At 75.1% G+C, this 417-nt stretch carries 1 protein-coding gene; it reads right to left on the bottom strand.

The genetic code is table 11. From position 1 onward, the window contains the following. Positions 1 to 417, bottom strand: a 417-nt coding sequence (locus tag G3I71_RS48620) for a hypothetical protein (RefSeq protein WP_164325388.1), incomplete at both ends; no start/stop codon positions are given.

Genomic DNA, 417 nt, shown 5'->3' with positions numbered 1-417 from the left:
GTCGCCGTTCGGCCGCACCGTCACGCTGCTCGACGACGCGGCGGCCGTCCCGGCGCCGGCGGTCTCGACGACCGCACCGACGACCGTCAGCGGCCCACGCTCGGCGAACGGGTTGGTGGACCCCTCGAGCACCTGGACCGTCGACTCGCGGCCCTGCACGGCGTCGTCGACGACGAAGTCGCGCACGGTCGCGGTCTTGCGCGAGCTCGCGATGACCTTGAGGTCGACGCCGACGTCCATGACGCCGCTGCGGCCGTACGTCAGCTGCAGGTCGAGCCGGCCGGTCGTGCCCTTGGGCGTCGTGGCGTCGGCCGCGACGCGCAGCTCCGACCCCTCGAGGGTCGCGCTGAACCCGGCCGGCACACCGGCCACGAGCCGGTAGCCGTAGCGCTCGCCGGTCGCCCCGGAGCCCTGCTC

It is taken from the genome of Streptomyces sp. SID12501, from assembly GCF_010550245.1.
In the GTDB taxonomy this organism is placed as follows: domain Bacteria; phylum Actinomycetota; class Actinomycetes; order Streptomycetales; family Streptomycetaceae; genus Streptomyces.
This window is presented reverse-complemented; position numbering and strand designations above follow the sequence as displayed.